The organism is Pseudomonas sp. B6(2017) (assembly GCF_002112765.1).
GTDB classification, from domain to species: Bacteria; Pseudomonadota; Gammaproteobacteria; order Pseudomonadales; family Pseudomonadaceae; genus Aquipseudomonas; species Aquipseudomonas piscis.
The window spans coordinates 25621-39504 of record NZ_NEIQ01000027.1 but is presented as its reverse complement, the minus strand read 5'-3'; the positions used below and the strand labels follow the sequence as shown (position 1 = coordinate 39504).

The window sequence follows — 13884 nt, the reverse complement described above, 5'->3', positions numbered from 1 at the left end:
CGTGGCGGTAGGCGTACCAGAAACTGACGTGTTCGCGGCAGCGGACGCAGTGCTGGCCCGTGGCGAACGGCCGACGGTAGAGCGCGTGCGCCTGGAGCTCGGGCGCGGCAGTCCAGCACGGGTCGGCGCGCTGCTCGACCAGTGGTGGGAACAGTTGGCCGGGCGCCTGCGCGGCGAAACCCGCTTACCGGGGCTGCCGGCGGAGGTGACACAGGCCTTTATAGCCATCTGGCAGCAGGCGACCACCCTGGCGCAGGGTGTCGTGGAGCAGTCACTGGCCGGCCAGCGTCAAGTGTTGGCGGAGGAGCGGGAAGCATTGAGCGCACTGGAAGCCCGCGCCCGGCTGGATGTGGCCCAGGCACGTCAGCAGGTGGCGGAGGCCGCCGCCGCGCGGCAGGGTGCAGAGACCCGACTGACCGACCTGGAGCAGCTGTTGATCCAGCGCCAGGTACAGATCGACGAACTGCGTGCCCAGCGTGACGAACTCCAGGCGCAGCGCGACGAAGCGCACACACAGCTAGCCGAGGTGCGTCAACACTTGCACGAAACCCGTGAACAGGCCGAACAAGCGCGTGTGGAGCAACAGCGCTATACACGCAACGTCGAGGATCGGGCCTATCGTGAAATCGACCGTGCGCGCGAGGAAGCCAAAGCGCTAGCGGCACAACTGAAGGAGGCTGGCGGCCGGCAACAAACGCTGCAGCAGGACCTGCAGGCGAGTCAGGCAGCATTGGCAGAGGTGCGTGAGCAGCGCGGTGTTGCTCAGACGCAATGTGAAGCCTTACAGCGCGAGCGTGATCAGGCCCTGCAGGCGTACACTACAGCGTGCGAGCAGCAACAAGTACTGCAACAGCAACAACACTTGACTCAGCGCGAGCTAGCCGAGTTGCGCGAGCAGGCTGCTGCCTCACGAGCGCTCGCAGAACTTCTTGACCAACAACTTGCGGGGGCTACTACCGGCCACGCCCCTGAAGGGCGCAGTCGATCCGCTCGAAAGTCGACCCGAAAAGATACCTAGAACGAAAGGCGGTCAACATTACTTAAGGGCAGCGTGGGCCCATTTCCGTCCACTGTATCTTTGCATGCAAATCGCCATCTGGTGATCAGCCATTGCTGTACCCTCATCGGGTGATGGCACAGTATGTATTCGCACACGTGTAGACGCTGAATCAATCGTAGAATTTCCGCAGCTACCGTCGAAAAGACAGTAGTTTATGTTCGCTGGAAGCAAAACGATGATTACCTCGAAAACGTACCTTGACCCAGTACTACCTGAAAATCTGCCCGACTCAATCATCCAGGCGGCAGATCTATTACCGCGCAAGGCAGAATTTCTTGCTGGGCGGCTCGCTGATGAGACATCGAAGCAACTAGTAGGATTGTTGCACATCACCAATACCTACTTCTCGAACCTAATTGAAGGGCATCGAACTGAGATCGCCGACCTCCAGGCTGCTCGCACAGCAACGAGTCAGGAAAGAAAGGGGTTCAAAGACCTTGCCGTCCAGCATATGACGCAACAAGAGGTTATGGAGCGGCTGCTTCGCATGCGGCCAGTGGATAGCTTCTCCGCCGTATTCAATCCTAAGTTAATTGCTGCTATCCATCGCGGACTGTTCAGGGCCGCCTCCAGAGAGGAGTTGACCTTGGATGATGGTCGCATAATGGAACCAGGCAGACTGCGAACTGAAGAGAATGAGCAGGTCCAGGTTGGCGGGCATATCGCTCCTGCTGCCAGCGTTGTATTGCCCATGCTTCAGCACCTGCAGTTGCACTTTGGAAGATTAAGGGATTCACGGCGCCAGCTGATTGCTGCTTTGGCAGGCCATCATCGGTTAGCCCTGGTCCACCCCTTCCTTGATGGCAATGGCCGGGTGATTCGGATGCTCACCCACCTACAGCTAGCTCATCTCGGGCTAAAACCTTTCCTCTGGTCACTGTCTAGAGGCTTAGCTCGGAGACAGGATGAGTACTATCGCTTCTTAGCTTTAGCTGATCGCCCTCGTGAAGGTGATTATGACGGACGTGGCCAGCTCTCACAGCGTCACTACTTCAACTTCATCGAATTCATGCTGGATGTCTGCCACGACCAGATTGAGTACATGACGACCTCCCTAAATCCAGCCAGGCTTCGCGAGCGACTTGTTCATGTGTTCTCAACAGATCCTGAGCTACACCGTTCCGGCATTAGGCCCACCAGTGCAGCTGCAGTGGTGGCTTTGCTCACCCAGGGTGCGATGCCGCGTGCGGAGTTTAAGATGTTCACAGGTTTGAAGGATCGGCTTGCAACGGAAGAACTGGGCCGCTTGATCGAAGCAGGGATAGTGATCGGTAATACTCCCAGATCCCGCACGGTGGAAGCCGGTTTGCCCGCACACTTCGCCGGATTGATCTTTCCGAATCTGCATTTCCAAATGGGCTAGGTGTGCCGATCGAACTCGCGCGCGATCTCTCTAGCAGCTGCTACTGGCCACTATCTACCGAGCTTGACAGCCGGGCGATCCATTGCGGACGCTCTTTACGTTGTTCGGATAAGAAGTGACCTGGCCAGTCCCAAGAGTAAGGAGTGAGTGCAGAACGCTCGCGTTCATACACTTCATGGTGATAGGTGCTTATCGCCGGAGATGCAATTAGCAAAAGGCGAGCGTTTATACAGCGTTGACATGCTGACTGAAAAGATGGACTGGTGGCACTTGGCCTTCCTGTGAGATAAGCTCGAGCTTCACCGATTTTCAAGGAAGACTATGAATAGGTTCACTGTTGTTATTGGGGGGTGTTTATTGCTCGGTGCTTGCGCCACGTCCCACTATACCGCAGGGCGCGACTTTCCATCGGCGAGCGTCGCAAGCATTAGCAAAGGAAAAACCACTACCACCGAACTGAAAGCGATGTTCGGTGAGCCGTACACGAAAAGTGCGGTGAGCGAGACCGATGAGAAGTGGATCTATACTTACACAAGTGGCTCTGCCCATGCCCAGAGCTATGTGGTGACAATGAAGGTCACCACTGTCGGTACACAGAAGACCCTGGATGTCCTAATTCGCAATGATGTGGTCATCAATTACACCTTCAGTGAAGGCCTCGCACCAGGTAGCAGCACAGCCGACTACTGATGAGGGAGAACTCCTAGATTGGACAGAACGTATGCCTACGTTGATGAGTCGGGTAACTCTGATCTAGACACATCCAAGGCGGGTAGCTCTGGCTTCTTCGTGGTGTGCTCCATCCTTGTCACTGAGAAAGACTTACAAGCAGTCTATCAACGTGCCGATGAGCTTCGTCGACAACACTTTCAGACCGGCGAGATAAAGTCCAGCAAAGTGCGAGTGAAAGACGCTGACCGAAGGGGCCGTATCCTGACCGACCTTGCAGAGCTGCCGATCAAACTTTATTTCGTGGTCGTGGACAAGCAACGCATCTACAAAGACGGAGGCCTACAATTCAAAACTTCGTTCATAAAGCACATAAATGGATTGCTCTATGGTCGACTTTTCAGAAATTGCCGCAACCTCCAAATGACCGTGGATGAGCATGGCGGGGTTGAGTTTCAAGAAAGTTTAAAGGCCTACGTCCAAGATCGCTATGTCGATGACCTTTTTGGAGACGACCATGCGTTTCAGACGAAATCCAGTAAGGATGACGTCCTGATTCAAGTCGCTGATTTTTTCGCGGGATCTGTTGCTCAGATCTATGAGCAGAAGGCTTCTAGCGAGGCCGCTCAGATCTACAAAAAGATTCTCCGCGAGCAGACCTTGGGTCTACTGGAATGGCCACCCAAATTCAACTTACTTCTTCCTCCACCCATGGATGAGTCCAGTTACGCTGATTACCAAGTGCATCAGGAAGCTCTCCGTCAGGCAGATCGTTTCATTGAGCGGGCCGGACAATGCCCGGACGAGGACGAACGCCTGCAACTCAGTATTCTGGACTATTTGAGGTTCCAAAGTGAGTTTGTTACGAAGGACTACATCCCAACAGCCAGCATCCTGACTCATTTAGGTGAAAGAGGATTTGGTGATTTAACGGAACAACGGGTTAGGTCAAGTGGTATTGCTAAGCTGCGGGACGCTGAAGTTATTATTACGAGCACGTCCAAAGGTTACAAAATCCCCCAAACTAGGGCTGATATTAACGACTTTCTTGAAATGGCATCTGGTGTGGTCGTGCCACTGCTCGAGCGCGTAAAAAAGGCCCGTGAGGTCTACAAACTAAGCAGTGGGGGAGAGTACGACATCATCAAGGCGGCTAGGCTTTTAGATCTCGAGAGGCTACCGAGCTCTCTTGACGCTTTTGCTCCTGACGGATACGTGATAAAGACTGAGGAAGGTTTGAAAGATAGTTGAATCGACGAAAATCAAACCCAGGTCAATGATTGCGCGTGTCTTGGCGTGATACTAAAAGTTCTGCGACCAGACCAGAACGAATAGGCTATCACGCTCTGCGTCGGATAGCATTGAGCGACTGGTCTGTAGCTTCAGGGTTCTTGAAAATGCCATTTTGAGCATATCTTGTGTGATCAGCTCGGCCGTTGTAACACAGCGCTCTCACCCCTAAAGGAAGGACCCTTATGACAAACCCATTTCAGGACCGCAAGCCACTCATCGAGAACAACGAACGTATCCGTGCGCCCCAGAAGGGCGTTTTCCTCGCCCTGAACGAACTTTTCGCGGCGGGTGGCGAGGAGCGTGAATTCGCGGTCATACTGCCGGTTGGATGTGGCAAGTCCGGGAGCATCACGATATCGCCCTTTGCCTTCCGTTCGCGACGAACGCTGGTCGTCGCGCCAGGTGTCGCCATCGCTCAGCAGTTGGTCAGTGATTTCGACCCTTCCAATCCCAATATGTTCTACAGAAGTGCGCGGTGCTCGCCGGCGCCCCCTATCCTGAACCTGTCGAAATCCGAGGGACGACGACTAACCGGGCAGACTTGGACGAGGCGCACGTCGTTATTACGAATATTCAGCAACTCCAGGGCGGCGACTCAAACCGCTGGCTGCGTCAACTACCGGCTGACTACTTTGATCTGATTCTGGTCGACGAAGGCCACCACGGCGTAGCCGAGAGCTGGCAGGCCCTCAAGGCGCAGTTCCCCGAAGCGCAGATCGTCAACTTCAGCGCGACACCGATGCGCGCCGATGGCCAGCTCATGGAGGGGCGCGTTATCTACACGTATCCTATCTTTGAAGCCATCCGCGAAGGCTACGTTAAACGCCTTAAGGCCGTGCAACTGAACCCGCGCACACTCCGTTACGTGCGCCGCGAAGACGGTCAGGAGATTGAGGTGGGACTTGCCGAGGTACGCAGGCTGGGCGAGGAGGACGCCGACTTCCGGCGCAGCATCGTAACTTCTACCGAAACGCTAAATACCATCGCGGACGCTTCCATCCGTGAGCTACGCAGGCTGCGCGATGAAACTGGCGAGGTCCGACTGAAGATTATCGCCTCGGCCCTCAACTACGAGCACTGCCGGCAAGTTGTCGAAGCCTACGTCGCACGGGGTCTACGCGCTAGCTACGTGCATTCGCGAGAGAACGCGCCAGCGAACCATAGAGTGATGCAGCGGCTGGAAAACCACGAGCTCGACGTGATCGTCCAGGTACGCAAGCTCGGCGAAGGGTTCGATCATCCCTACCTGTCCGTGGCTGCCGTGTTCAGCATTTTCAGCAATCTATCCCCGTTCGTTCAGTTCGTTGGCCGCATCATGCGAGTCATTCTGCAGAACGCTCCCGGCCACGTCCTCAACCAAGGCGTCGTCGTGTTCCATGCCGGCGCAAACATCGCCAGACGCTGGGCCGATTTCCAGGAGTTCAGCGAAGCCGACCGCGACTATTTCGACCAGTTACTGCCGGTGGAGGAAGTCTACCCAGATCATGCTCCCGCCGAGCGACAGATGGAGCCGGTTCCCCATGACTTGAACGTCGTAGAGGTGCGCAGCCAGTCCGATGTGCACGTCGAGGAAATCCCGCTTCTGCTGGATGATGAAGCACTGGCGGCCCTTCGCGTGCTGCAGGAGCGCGGCTATACCGCGGACGACGTTACGGCTGCTTACCAGACCTTGCAGCCACTGACGACAACTCGTGTACGTGAGAGGCAGGCGATGCGAGACGGACTTCCGATTCGAGTTCGAACAGCAGCTGGGCGGATTCTAGGCGAGCGGGGCATCAACCCGAATGGCCGCGAGCTCGACACGCGACGTCTCGGTAGGATGAACTTGATCGTGATGATTGCTGCCATCAACAATCAGGTAAATACCTTTGTTGGTATGGGAACGGGGCAAAGGCACGAGTTCTCGCGCGCGATGCACGAGCGGATTGATCAAGGATTCGACGGCATCCTTGCGGCAGCCGTAACGGAGGTGTTCGGTGGCAATTAAGTCGCTCGTTACCCATGTTGAAATAGACACCGCTGGCAAGGCCCATAACTGCCAAGCCAGTGCCAAGCACCGTATAGAGAAGGGTGATGTGCGCCTGAAGGTCAGAAACGGCCGGAGCTGGGATCACTACTGCCTAGACTGTGCGAAGAAAATAATTGGACGAGACATAGAAAAGCTCAAGGCGATCCAAGACATGCGACCGCCTGCGTAGCTGTACACACTGTGCCAGCGCACTGGCCGTGTCTTGAGTCACTGTTCACATAATCACGTTTGGTAGCATTCTTCAGTGGCCATTCCCCCCCGCAGGAGTGAAATTTGAACATGCACCTTCCCTATGACTTGCAAGTGACACTGGATGAGAGAGGCGGCCTGGAATTGCCATCGCCCCCTGATGCATGGACTCGACATCTGATATCTCAGGCCGCAAGCGGACTTGAGCAGTATCGGGAGGCGATACGCGCTATTTCACCGGATGACGAGCGTGAAGAGATGCACGTTGAGATGGAGTTTACTCGGCTCATAAGGACACTTCGCGCAGACATGATCCGTTAGTCGCCGTCGCAAGCTTATGCCAATACCTTTCATGATTGCCGTCGCCCGTTTCGTACATCAAAAAAGCTAATCAGCGGCAGTAACTCGATGCGTCGACAAGTTTCGTATAATGAAATGAAATCACCCTGAATCATTATCTCCAAAGGAGTTCGGCCATTGAAGAAATCATTGTGATTACTCAGAGAGGGAAATCTATAGACATTGAGATCGTTGCCGAAGGTCATTTTCAGCGCAGCATGTATGTTAAGCACCAAACTCATGCGGTACAGCTGGTCTACGTCGAGTCTCAACGAGTCACCATTACCGCCAAGCACTCGTCGATAGGTATGGGGGGATATGCGTAAAATCCGACAAGCTTGGCTGGGAGTGGCTCGCCATTTCTGAGTGATACGTAGACAAGCTTTCAAGCCAACGAACGCTTGGCACCTTGAGAGCACTGCTTGGGCCGAGGCCATATTCAATCCAGAGGTTACTACACAAGCCTATAGCTTAACGGCTTGTGCTCCTATTGTGCTTGCTCTCTGATAGCCTGTTCAAGGTAAGCGTCTGCACAGTGACTCAGAACCTGCTGGGTCGGCAACCAGAAGTCGAAGGTCAGTTTGCTCTGTGACATACACAACATATCTTGTTGCCGTCGAGGTCTCTGATGTAAGCACCGTAATAATTTGGAGAGTACTGAGGACGCAGCCCTGGTGCACCTCTCAGTGGATCGAGCCTTTACGATAGGCATCGTAGCTGAAAGCTTATCGAGCTAAGGATTCTGATTCGTATCGATCTCATGTCGAATACGTTCAAACAGAGAGTCTAAATCTGTATGTGGATCGAGAAGCAAGAAGCTCTCAACGAAGAGGGTAAGGGGATGCATATCCATCCTTTGGGCGAGCTCGGCAGCTTTTTCTAAGCTCACGTTTTTGAGGCCTCGCTCAAGCGTGCTTAGGTATGTTCTGCTACTGATTATCCCGAAATCCTCTTGGGTCAAGCCACAACGTACTCGTGATTTACGTAAGGCGATGGCGAATGCTTCCCTGAGTTCCATTGTGCTTATCCACAAAAGGAACGATGAAGCCTTTTTGAAACCTATAGGACTACAATCTATAGTGTTCATTTTGAGGAGAGCTTCATGCCTGAGTCTCAGAGTAAGACCCGCCAAGCATCCACGACGAGCGGCGAACACGGCCCCTCAACGATGATCTTTGTAGCAATTGCTAACGTCTCTCAGCCGGAGAAAGGAGTAGGGATAGTCAAACGCTCCTCAGGGCAAGATCTGATTGATCTCTTTCATGAGATCGACCGTCCTGATTCAGAAAGCACTATCGTGAGTGCTCAATTAGCAATCCATCCGGAACTGAACGGCACTTCACGATGGACCGCTGAAACCATCGTTGATTTTGCGCGGATTAAACTCCTGAATTCAGATACATCTGACATCGACACATACGCATATCGTCTCGTGTCAGACTCTGTCTTTAGAGATAACGCTAAGATCGCTCCATCTGACATCCTTGAATGGCGGTCACTCTGTGAGGTCTGCTGCACAGATACTTCCGAGTTGCTCGCTCAACAGAAGTGGCTGTCGACCGTCATTGCTCGCATAGTGAATGCGGTGAATTTTCCTGAAGATGCAGAGGAGCCTTAATAGCTATTGCGGGGATCATTTCTGTATCTTCAATCCCTTTATTGATCTAGCTCGCTGTTCGTCTAAGCTGTTGTAATAGGTATTTTGCGTTGTGCTCAGACTGTTATGACGCAAATCTGCTTGAAGATCTTTCATATCGCGAAAGGGGGCATCGAACGTCGCGGCTGTGTGCCGTAGCCAATGAAGCGAGGCAGAGCGGAGTTGGTCAACCTCATCATCACTCCAGCCCTCACAACTCATTCGCTCTAAGGCGCGATCAAAGACTGTTTGAAGAAGCAGCCGTACATGCCTGTCTGACAGCCCGCTGCGTCCCTTGAGAGTGCTAATCAGTGGCGTGTTCTCCTGAGGTGAGGGTAGGGGAGACAGCTTTAGAAAATGGCGATACCGTACAAGATAGCGTTCGACGTACTCATCTCTTACGCTGATTTTGGCAGCTTTGTTACCTTTACCGACAACATGGAACCACCAGTTGCCCGTAGTATCCCGTCGCAAATCTCCCATCGTTGGACGCCAGTTGTCGCGCCCAACGAGATCAGATACGCGAAGGTACATTGCAAAGAGTGTTGCCACGAGAAACAGAGTACGTTCATGGGCTGGGTCATCATCGGCCATCTGTTCTGCAGTATCGATCACGAAGCTCCATTGCAACTCAGTCAAAGACCGAGATGTTACATCCAGCGTATTGCGCTGCTTGTAGGTCGACTTCTGCTTGATGGCTCTGAATGGATTTGCTTCCGTAAGACCTTCATCCATCGCGTGTTGAAAGAAGCTGCCGCAGACAGCGAAGGTCTGAGCCACAGAACCCTGGGCCATATGATAAGTACGCGAGGAAAGATCACTCATCGTCTCAGTTGCCAGTTTGCGTTCACGTTTAGAAACGGTGCAACTGAATGGCCGCCAGTCAGAATTCACTACGTACTCATCTGATTCAAGTCGCTTGCGGCCACCGATGCGTTTGAACCGAGATTTGATCATTGGGCCGACCCAGTCCGCGGGCGGATTAAGACAGAACTCCATAAATTGCTCTGCATCAGAGCGGCGCAGATCCAGGAGAGGTTTACGAGCCACAATCAATGCCCACAGCAGCAAGCGTTCTACGTGTGTTCTAAAGGAGTTGAAGGTTGCCTGGTTGCCGGCGTAGGACTTCAAGAAACTCCGCACAACCAGATAACTGTCAATGGCGCAGCTACTGTCATCAAAACCTTTCAAATACTGTTGGACAGCAGAGCGCTCGTTGCTCAACTGGAGGAAATTGAGTTTATGGAAGCATTCGAAGGTGTCGAACAGCGGCTGTGGGAGGCGTGACATTTAATGGACCAACATGGCTCTGGAGTGAAGCTAGCTTGCGTGTACCAAGAGAGTTATGCAATATCCGGGTCTGGTAGTTATCGGATATTGCAGAGGTATCTAGCATATAACTCCATTTACTAAGCTCACCGTTTTCTTCAGTGTAGGAACTGGAGTAAGGTCAAGGCTTTCATACTCAGGACTTTGGCTGATTGATTGTCGGTACGCGATAGCATCGACTCTGTAGTATTCATGGTGAAAATTGCAGGAAATAGAGGATCAAAAACACCTAGAGAGCCCGAGATAGAGCTGTGTGGTGGTACATATTTAACTGTTAAAAAGGGAAAAATGTTGACCGGGAAATTTCTTCAGGAAAATGGATTCCCTTACGATCTGAAGGGAGCAAAACTTGAAAATCCGCTTAATTTCCCTGTTTTTCCCACAGTCAGTTCCATTTTCAAATGTTAAGTGTGTTTTTTGTTGCGCCACCTAAAGCCAATATTTTTCTTAAGATAAAACAATAGGTTAGGGCAATGCCTGGCTTTGAAATGGATTTGAGCGATTTGACGCGATTTTCTATTTCTTTGATTTGAAAAGGATATTTTTTGACTGACAGTTCCCATTTTTACCTAACATTCACAGAAGCAGGCTCTGAAATCTGGTCTGCACTGGCCCTGATGTCCTGGCATATAAATGCGCATAATGTATATTATGTTAAATTATGTATATGGCTTGAAGCGCTGATCCCGCTTACCCGCTTCTAACGTCCTTCCTCTCGACGGACCACACCCCGTATTCAGATAAGTCATTGTCTGAACGCCATCCCGTCCATGCTCGACCAGACCACACTCGTAACCAGAGCCTGACTTCGATTCCAGATCACTCGTGCACTGATTCACCCCGGGTGCTGCACAAAATCCGTTTGGTCCGCATCAGGCGTGGCCTCTTCCTGAGGCCTCGCTCTACGGGGGCTCAACCGTTGTCCCTGAGAGTCCCGTTTATGTCCGTAAATACCCCATCCCTCTGAACCGGACTGTTCTAGTTTCTACCAGCCTCTGACCAGCAGCCTGGTCTTCAGTGCAGGCTCGCTTCCGACGAGCCTGGCAACACGGGGTTATCTTTTGCACACAAAACAATAAACAGGGAGATTCAAATGAGTATCCGACTGTATCGTTCTGTTCTCGTTGTCATCACCTGCTTGTTATGTTCAACCGGCTTTGCTGGCGAACAACCTTATCGATTTGGCTTGGGCAAAGCCGATGTTACCGGCGAGGCAGCGGAAGTCGGGATGATGGGGTACTCCTCCACCGACCAGAAGACCGCTGGTATTCATACGCGGCAATGGTCGAGGGCTTTCATCATTGAAGATGCAGCCACGGGCAAGCGGCTGGTGTACGTCAACACCGACCTGGGCATGATTTTCCAAGCGGTGCAGCAAAGTGTCTTGCGCAAGTTGGAGAAGACATACCCAGGGGTCTATAACGAAAACAATGTGATGCTGGCGGCTACTCACACCCACTCAGGTCCTGGTGGCTTTTCTCACTACACAATCTACGACTTGTCGGTACTGGGCTTTCAGGAAAAGACCTTTAACGTGATTGTCGATGGCATCGTGCGTTCAATTGACCAGGCCCATCGACAGATGCAACCTGGTCGATTGTTTTATGCCAAGGGTGATCTCACCAACGCCAGCAAGAACAGGTCGCTGCTGTCCCACCAGCGCAATCCGGATGTCGCCGGCTACATAGACGGTATCGACCCGGAAATGACGGTATTGAAGTTCGTCGACCAACAGGGCGAGCTTGCCGGAGTCATCAGCTGGTTCCCTGTGCACGGCACATCCATGACCAATAACAACCATCTGATTTCTTCAGATAACAAAGGCTATGCGTCTTACCACTGGGAACATGACATCAGTAAAAAACCAGGGTTTATCGCCGCCTTTGCCCAGACCAATGCCGGCAACTTGTCGCCCAACCTGAACTTGCGTCCAGGCTCCGGGCCGACTGAGGACGAGTTCGCCAATACCAAGGAAATCGGCTTGAGGCAGTTCAACAAAGCCTATGAACTGGCCACCGGGCCGACCGAGGAAGTGACCGGTGGGCTAGACAACCGCTTTCAGTTTGTCGACTTCCACGGCCTGACCGTACGCCCTGACTACACGGATGGCACACCGAAGACGCTGTGTATTGCCGCCTTGGGCAGCAGTCTGGCAGCCGGCAGTACGGAAGATGGCCCTGGTCCGCTGGGCATCAGTGAAAGCAATAATCCGCTGCTGTCTTTCCTCGGCGGCTTGCTGACCGGTGCGCCGTCCAAGGAGCTGAAGAAGTGCCAGGCTGAAAAACAGATACTGGCCGACACTGGCAACAAGAAACCCTTCCCCTGGACTCCCAATGTGCTGCCGATCCAGATGTTCCGCATCGGCCAGCTCGCCGTGCTGGGCGCACCGGCCGAGTTTACGGTGATGTCCGGTGTGCGCATTCGCCGGGCGGTACAAGCCATAGTCGCACCCATGGGCATCAACCATGTGATCTTCAATGGTTATGCCAACGCCTACTCCAGTTATGTCACCACCCGCGAAGAATACGGTGCCCAGGAGTATGAAGGCGGCTCGACGATCTTCGGCCCCTGGACCCAGGCCGCCTATCAACAGCTGTTCACCGACATGGCCAGCGCCATGCGTGACCATCAGCCGGTCGCCAGTACCGCCCAGCCACCTGACCTGTCCTGCTGCCTGTTGAACTTCCAGACCGGTGTCGTCACCGATGCCCCGTACATCGGCACCTCGTTTGGCGATGTGCTGCAGCAACCGGAAAAGATCTACCACCGGGGGCAAACCGTGACGGTGGCCTTCGTCACCGGGCACCCGAAGAACAACTTGCATACCGAAGATACCTTCCTGAGCGTTTACTACACCTCAGCCGACCCCGCCCGTGAGAAACCGGCCATACGTGTGGCGACCGACAACGACTGGGAAACCAAATACCGCTGGGAACGGGTCGGAGTTTCTGCATCGAAGGCGACTATTTCCTGGGATATTCCACAGGATGCCAAACCCGGCTACTACTACATCAGCCATGGCGGTGATCAGAAGAATGTCTGGGGAACGATCAGCGCCTTTACAGGAACTACTAGAAAATTTGAAGTAGTGGCTGATTGACCCTCGGTTGGTGACAAGTTACTTCTGGCAGGGTTCGTTCTTGCTCATCAGGGATAATTCAAGTGCTGGCCCTGGCCTGCACTTGATATTCGCATCGTATTTATTATCAATAACCGTCGCTTTCAAAATGACCTCTGCAATATCGCCACCCAAGATAACGCCACCCTACTTGCGGGCCTCTCTTGATTCGTTGTCATTCTGACCCATCGGTCATTATCGGTAAGTGATGGTCTTACCCGGAAGCCTGTATATTGATGAGTTGTTTTGTAATATTTGTACCCTACTCTACCGGCCACTACGTATAGGGGCTTTTGGCTCAAGTTCGACAACACACGCGCTCTTTCTTCAGGGACCGACCATGATCGACATCAAAGTGCTCGTTGCCAACATCACCAGGTTTTCTCAATCTGCCAGCACGCTATCGGAGGCGGAGCGCAAGCAACGCGCGGAAAACTTGGTAGATGAGATTAAAAGCGCCGTCGCCAAAGGGGCGAACCTGAACCAGGCCTACACCCACGTTCAGGAACTGACGCCCTACATCGAGCCCCAGCCCAAGCCTCTGGAGGCCTTGAACTACAAGCTCTGGATGGAACTCAAGGACAGCCATACCCCGCCGCCGCTGCCCTCCTCCCTTCAGCGCGAGCAGATCGGCCTCTACGCGAAAGCCTCTGAACAGGTGATTGACGAGGTGCTCGGTAGCGTTGAAGACGAAGAGCAACAGCACAGCCTTATCGAAGAAAGGCTCAGCGCACTGCGTAAGCAGATCTTTGGCATGGAAGAACCTCAGTTTCTGTTGCAATAAACGGCAGGTAGCATGGCGTCGACTATTTAAAAATCAAATATCTGTCTTTCAAAGTCCGCTTTTTGTCCTTTAATG

The 13884-nt window shown here is 53.1% G+C and carries 12 protein-coding genes and 1 pseudogene; 9 read left to right on the top strand and 4 right to left on the bottom strand.

The features are described 5' to 3' along the window. The first annotated feature begins 1 nt into the window (after position 1). The 6 genes from CAG11_RS31060 to CAG11_RS31040 all read left to right on the top strand — a co-directional run bounded on the left by CAG11_RS31060 (position 2) and on the right by CAG11_RS31040 (position 6372). Positions 2 to 1018: a DNA-binding protein gene (locus CAG11_RS31060; protein ID WP_085600212.1), complete on the top strand. Its 1017-nt coding sequence runs from the start codon at positions 2 to 4 to the stop codon at positions 1016 to 1018. Positions 1019 to 1235: 217 nt separating this feature from the next. Continuing rightward, on the top strand, positions 1236 to 2423 hold the full coding sequence (locus tag CAG11_RS31055) for a Fic family protein (RefSeq protein ID WP_085600210.1): 1188 nt from the start codon (positions 1236 to 1238) through the stop codon (positions 2421 to 2423). Positions 2424 to 2744: 321 nt separating this feature from the next. Continuing rightward, positions 2745 to 3113: a hypothetical protein gene (locus CAG11_RS31050; protein WP_085600208.1), complete on the top strand. Its 369-nt coding sequence runs from the start codon at positions 2745 to 2747 to the stop codon at positions 3111 to 3113. Between the two features lie 18 nt (positions 3114 to 3131). Continuing rightward, complete coding sequence (locus CAG11_RS31045; protein WP_085600206.1) at positions 3132 to 4343, top strand: DUF3800 domain-containing protein; 1212 nt, start codon at positions 3132 to 3134, stop codon at positions 4341 to 4343. Positions 4344 to 4567: 224 nt separating this feature from the next. Continuing rightward, on the top strand, positions 4568 to 5026 hold the full coding sequence (locus CAG11_RS33945) for a hypothetical protein (RefSeq protein WP_218191794.1): 459 nt from the start codon (positions 4568 to 4570) through the stop codon (positions 5024 to 5026). Then, complete coding sequence (locus CAG11_RS31040; protein ID WP_218191793.1) at positions 4927 to 6372, top strand: DEAD/DEAH box helicase; 1446 nt, start codon at positions 4927 to 4929, stop codon at positions 6370 to 6372. The genes CAG11_RS33945 and CAG11_RS31040 overlap by 100 nt, the downstream gene beginning before the upstream one ends. A 581-nt stretch (positions 6373 to 6953) precedes the next feature. On the opposite strand, the gene CAG11_RS34285 is transcribed toward CAG11_RS31040, so the two are convergent. The 3 genes and pseudogenes from CAG11_RS34285 to CAG11_RS34275 form a co-directional block, all read right to left on the bottom strand. Continuing rightward, positions 6954 to 7379 carry an antitoxin Xre-like helix-turn-helix domain-containing protein gene (locus tag CAG11_RS34285; RefSeq protein ID WP_085600203.1) on the bottom strand — a complete coding sequence of 142 codons (426 nt, stop codon included), beginning with the start codon at positions 7377 to 7379 and terminating at the stop codon, positions 6954 to 6956. A 139-nt stretch (positions 7380 to 7518) separates the two neighbouring features. Further along, a pseudogene (locus CAG11_RS34280) lies at positions 7519 to 7623 on the bottom strand (VOC family protein); the annotation flags it as partial. Positions 7624 to 7675: 52 nt separating this feature from the next. Next, positions 7676 to 7960: a helix-turn-helix domain-containing protein gene (locus CAG11_RS34275; RefSeq protein ID WP_085600201.1), complete on the bottom strand. Its 285-nt coding sequence runs from the start codon at positions 7958 to 7960 to the stop codon at positions 7676 to 7678. 84 nt (positions 7961 to 8044) lie between these two features. Between CAG11_RS34275 and CAG11_RS31015 the strand changes: the two genes are divergently transcribed. Further along, positions 8045 to 8560, top strand: a complete 516-nt coding sequence (locus CAG11_RS31015) for a hypothetical protein (RefSeq protein WP_085600199.1) — start codon at positions 8045 to 8047, stop codon at positions 8558 to 8560. 15 nt (positions 8561 to 8575) lie between these two features. Here the strand turns inward: CAG11_RS31015 and CAG11_RS31010 are convergent, their stop codons facing one another. Next, positions 8576 to 9868, bottom strand: coding sequence for a site-specific integrase (locus CAG11_RS31010; protein ID WP_177409203.1), 1293 nt, complete (start codon positions 9866 to 9868; stop codon positions 8576 to 8578). A gap of 1132 nt (positions 9869 to 11000) precedes the next feature. Between CAG11_RS31010 and CAG11_RS31005 the strand changes: the two genes are divergently transcribed. Beyond that, on the top strand, positions 11001 to 13007 hold the full coding sequence (locus CAG11_RS31005) for a neutral/alkaline ceramidase (RefSeq protein ID WP_085600197.1): 2007 nt from the start codon (positions 11001 to 11003) through the stop codon (positions 13005 to 13007). A gap of 358 nt (positions 13008 to 13365) precedes the next feature. Then, positions 13366 to 13809, top strand: a complete 444-nt coding sequence (gene plcR, locus CAG11_RS31000; protein ID WP_158091452.1) for a phospholipase C accessory protein PlcR — start codon at positions 13366 to 13368, stop codon at positions 13807 to 13809. The last annotated feature ends 75 nt before the right edge of the window (positions 13810 to 13884 follow it).